This is a genomic window from Bacillus sp. S2(2024) (genome assembly GCF_050474045.1).
Taxonomy (GTDB): domain Bacteria; phylum Bacillota; class Bacilli; order Bacillales; family Bacillaceae_G; genus Bacillus_A; species Bacillus_A yunxiaonensis.
In genome coordinates, this window is sequence record NZ_JBFLUS010000003.1 from 4,687,501 (window position 1) to 4,692,500 (window position 5,000).

Here is a 5,000-nt window from a genome sequence, read left to right on the forward strand (position 1 = left end):
TGTAGGACATTCTATACGGAGTTACAAAGGAACGAGGTAGACGAAGCAGCCTGGAAAGGCTCGTCATAGAAGGTAACAACCCTGTAGTTGAAACTTCGTTCCCTCTTGAATGTATCCTGAGTACGGCGGAACACGTGAAATTCCGTCGGAATCTGGGAGGACCATCTCCCAAGGCTAAATACTACCTAGTGATCGATAGTGAACCAGTACCGTGAGGGAAAGGTGAAAAGCACCCCGGAAGGGGAGTGAAAGAGATCCTGAAACCGTGTGCCTACAAATAGTCAGAGCCCGTTAACGGGTGATGGCGTGCCTTTTGTAGAATGAACCGGCGAGTTACGATCCCGTGCGAGGTTAAGCTGAAGAGGCGGAGCCGTAGCGAAAGCGAGTCTGAATAGGGCGTTTAGTACGTGGTCGTAGACCCGAAACCAGGTGATCTACCCATGTCCAGGGTGAAGTTCAGGTAACACTGAATGGAGGCCCGAACCCACGCACGTTGAAAAGTGCGGGGATGAGGTGTGGGTAGCGGAGAAATTCCAATCGAACCTGGAGATAGCTGGTTCTCCCCGAAATAGCTTTAGGGCTAGCCTCAAGTGTGAGAGTCTTGGAGGTAGAGCACTGATTGGACTAGGGGTCCCCATCGGATTACCGAATTCAGTCAAACTCCGAATGCCAACGACTTATCCTTGGGAGTCAGACTGCGAGTGATAAGATCCGTAGTCAAAAGGGAAACAGCCCAGACCGCCAGCTAAGGTCCCAAAGTGTGTATTAAGTGGAAAAGGATGTGGAGTTGCTTAGACAACTAGGATGTTGGCTTAGAAGCAGCCACCATTTAAAGAGTGCGTAATAGCTCACTAGTCGAGTGACTCTGCGCCGAAAATGTACCGGGGCTAAATACACCACCGAAGCTGCGGATTGATACCTATGGTATCAGTGGTAGGGGAGCGTTCTAAGTGCTGTGAAGTCAGATCGTAAGGACTGGTGGAGCGCTTAGAAGTGAGAATGCCGGTATGAGTAGCGAAAGACGGGTGAGAATCCCGTCCACCGAATGCCTAAGGTTTCCTGAGGAAGGCTCGTCCGCTCAGGGTTAGTCAGGACCTAAGCCGAGGCCGACAGGCGTAGGCGATGGACAACAGGTTGATATTCCTGTACCACCTCTTTATCGTTTGAGCAATGGAGGGACGCAGAAGGATAGAAGAAGCGTGCGATTGGTTGTGCACGTCCAAGCAGTTAGGCTGGTAAGTAGGCAAATCCGCTTACCGCGAAGGCTGAGCTGTGATGGGGAAGCTCCTTATGGAGCGAAGTCTTTGATTCCCCGCTGCCAAGAAAAGCTTCTAGCGAGATAAAAGGTGCCTGTACCGCAAACCGACACAGGTAGGCGAGGAGAGAATCCTAAGGTGTGCGAGAGAACTCTGGTTAAGGAACTCGGCAAAATGACCCCGTAACTTCGGGAGAAGGGGTGCTTTCTTAACGGAAAGCCGCAGTGAATAGGCCCAAGCGACTGTTTAGCAAAAACACAGGTCTCTGCGAAGCCGTAAGGCGAAGTATAGGGGCTGACACCTGCCCGGTGCTGGAAGGTTAAGGAGAGGGGTTAGCGCAAGCGAAGCTCTGAACTGAAGCCCCAGTAAACGGCGGCCGTAACTATAACGGTCCTAAGGTAGCGAAATTCCTTGTCGGGTAAGTTCCGACCCGCACGAAAGGTGTAACGATTTGGGCACTGTCTCAACCAGAGACTCGGTGAAATTATAGTACCTGTGAAGATGCAGGTTACCCGCGACAGGACGGAAAGACCCCGTGGAGCTTTACTGTAGCCTGATATTGAATTTTGGTACAGCTTGTACAGGATAGGCGGGAGCCTTTGAAGCCGGAGCGCTAGCTTCGGTGGAGGCGCTGGTGGGATACCGCCCTGGCTGTATTGAAATTCTAACCTACGGGTCTTATCGACCCGGGAGACAGTGTCAGGTGGGCAGTTTGACTGGGGCGGTCGCCTCCTAAAAAGTAACGGAGGCGCCCAAAGGTTCCCTCAGAATGGTTGGAAATCATTCGTAGAGTGCAAAGGCATAAGGGAGCTTGACTGCGAGACCTACAAGTCGAGCAGGGACGAAAGTCGGGCTTAGTGATCCGGTGGTTCCGCATGGAAGGGCCATCGCTCAACGGATAAAAGCTACCCCGGGGATAACAGGCTTATCTCCCCCAAGAGTCCACATCGACGGGGAGGTTTGGCACCTCGATGTCGGCTCATCGCATCCTGGGGCTGTAGTCGGTCCCAAGGGTTGGGCTGTTCGCCCATTAAAGCGGTACGCGAGCTGGGTTCAGAACGTCGTGAGACAGTTCGGTCCCTATCCGTCGTGGGCGTAGGAAATTTGAGAGGAGCTGTCCTTAGTACGAGAGGACCGGGATGGACGCACCGCTGGTGTACCAGTTGTTCTGCCAAGGGCATAGCTGGGTAGCTATGTGCGGAAGGGATAAGTGCTGAAAGCATCTAAGCATGAAGCCCCCCTCAAGATGAGATTTCCCATAGCGTTAAGCTAGTAAGATCCCTGAAAGATGATCAGGTTGATAGGTTCGAGGTGGAAGCATGGTGACATGTGGAGCTGACGAATACTAATAGATCGAGGACTTAACCATATAATATGAAGCAAATGTTATCTAGTTTTGAAGGAATATACCTTCATAAGTCTGGTAATGATGGCAGAGAGGTCACACCCGTTCCCATACCGAACACGGAAGTTAAGCTCTCTAGCGCCGATGGTAGTTGGGACTTTGTCCCTGTGAGAGTAGGACGTTGCCAGGCAATCTAAGACGAGTCAGTATGACTCGTCTTTTTTGTGTATTTTTATCATTATAAAATAACACTAAATTTCTTAATAAAGGAACTCAGCTTTATTTTATTGAAATAGACGAACCAAGTGGTCATGAAAAAATCTATCAAAACAGGAAATCATTCTTCATTTCTATGAAACATATCAGAAATATCCTTCATTTTTACTAAGAGACCTCGTATTCCAAAGCGTATTAAATTTTCTGTGAAAGAAATTAAATACATTCTTTTTCCAAAAAAACAGCATGAAATCAAATATTAATAGATCATTTGTGTGGATTGGCAATCTCAAAGAGGTATGTGTACCTCCTGCTTACGGAAAGTGTAAAATACACAATCCTTTTTGTCATGTTTAGAACATGACTTTTTACACTGCTGTATAAAAATAATTTTCTGTATATTTGGAACTGTGTGATTTTACATAGGTCTTTAGGCTGAGTTTAGAATCCACCATGCGGTTGATGTGGAGTGAAAGGATAAAATTTACAATTGTAAAAGGTTGAAGAGAATATAAGTAGGGGAGGATTACGATTTATAAAGAGTATGTAAGTAAGATTATTTTCTTTAGTACAAAGGGATGGGAGGAATGACAGTGGGGTCGTGGATTCGCTTTTCTTTAAAAAATGTAGGTGTTATCTTTCTCGCGATGATTTTTATTGTTGTTGGGGGAATATATTCTATTAAAACAATAGAGATGGAAGAAATGCCAAACGTTGATATTCCGTATATGGTTGTGCAAGTCCCTTATATGGGTGCCACGCCAGAGCAAGGATTAAATGATATAGGAAAGCCGTTAGAAACTGCATTTTCTAGTATTCAAAAGCTTGACAATTTATATATTGAAGCTCATAGCAACATGGTAGTTGCTATTTTAGGATTTGATATGGCCAAGAAGATGGATGAGGCCGAAAAAGATGTGACGAGTGCAGTTGCATCTCTAAAATTACCAGAGGATGCAGGGAAACCTATCGTTATGAAAGATGGACCTTCGCAGATGCCAATATTTACTTTCGCGCTTTCTTCAGACAATGCTAAGCAGGCGGATATTTCACAATATGTAAACGATCGGATTAAACCGACTTTGTCTACTGTTGAAAATATCGGCAAGGTGGATGTGTCAGGTGAAACCGAAAAGCAATTGTCTATTAGACTCGATGTTGAAAAAATGAAAGAAAAAAAGATTACTTATGACATAGTAAAGCAAGCACTTTTAGCACACAATTTTTCTATTCCAGCAGGTCAGGTGAGTATGAATGAAAAAACATTAAATGTTCAAGCTGATTACAAACTTAAATCGCTTACTGACGTGAACAATATGAAAATGGCAGTACCAAGTGCTGGGGGAATAGAAATAGTTAAATTATCAGATATAGCAACTGTAGGGTATGGAAGTAAAATAGAAACTGTATATACGAGATTAAAAGACACGCCTGCAGTTCTTGTATCTGTTAAAGCGCAGCCGGGAGCTAATGCGGTGGAAGTAGTCAAACAAATTAACCAAAAACTATCTGATCTACAATTACCAGAGGGTTATAAACTGACAAAGTTGTATGACAGCTCAAAGCAGGTAGAAAAATCAGTTAATAGTATGCTTAGGGAAGTGTTGCTAGGTACATTGTTTGCTGTCATTGTGACATTTGTATTCTTACGTAATATAAGAGCTACAATTGTAGCTGTGCTATCAATTCCGCTGTCTGTTTTAGCAGCAATGATTACGATGAAGTATTTACACTATAGTTTGAATATGATGACGCTAGCTGGTATTGCAGTAGCTGTTGGTCGAGTAATTGATGATTCTATCGTAGTCATTGAAAACATCTATCGCAGAACGTTAAGTAGCGCAAAGCGTGATGCAAACATGGTGTTAGCGGCTGCTAAAGAAGTTGGCGGTGCGGTTACATCTTCAACAATTACGACTATGGCAGTATTTGGTCCACTTTCATTCGTTCCGGGAATTGTTGGCAAGTTCTTTGCTCCGTTCGGAATTACAGTTATTGTTGCACTTGCTTTTTCTTTACTTGTTTCGTTAACAGTTGTCCCTTTGCTTGCTAAATTTTTCTTGCTACGTTTGAAGCATAAGGAACCGAAAGAAACAATATTGCAGAGAACATATCGGCGTGTGCTGAGCTGGACAATTCAGAAAAAGATGATTACACTCTTTCTCGCTTTTGTTGTATTTGTT

The 5,000-nt window shown here is 44.8% G+C and carries 1 protein-coding gene and 2 rRNA genes (2 of these 3 only partly in view); all 3 read left to right on the forward strand.

Features of this window, described 5'->3' with window-relative positions:
• Positions 1-2,625: ribosomal RNA gene (locus AB1284_RS23960) — 23S ribosomal RNA — on the forward strand (it extends 298 nt beyond the left edge of the window).
• 50 nt (positions 2,626-2,675) lie between these two features.
• Positions 2,676-2,791: ribosomal RNA gene (gene rrf, locus AB1284_RS23965) — 5S ribosomal RNA — on the forward strand.
• 613 nt (positions 2,792-3,404) lie between these two features.
• Positions 3,405-5,000, forward strand: partial view of an efflux RND transporter permease subunit gene (locus AB1284_RS23970; protein WP_429761862.1) — the 5' portion only. It continues 1,440 nt past the right edge of the window; only the first 1,596 of its 3,036 coding nucleotides appear in the window; the start codon lies at positions 3,405-3,407; its stop codon lies beyond the right edge, outside the window.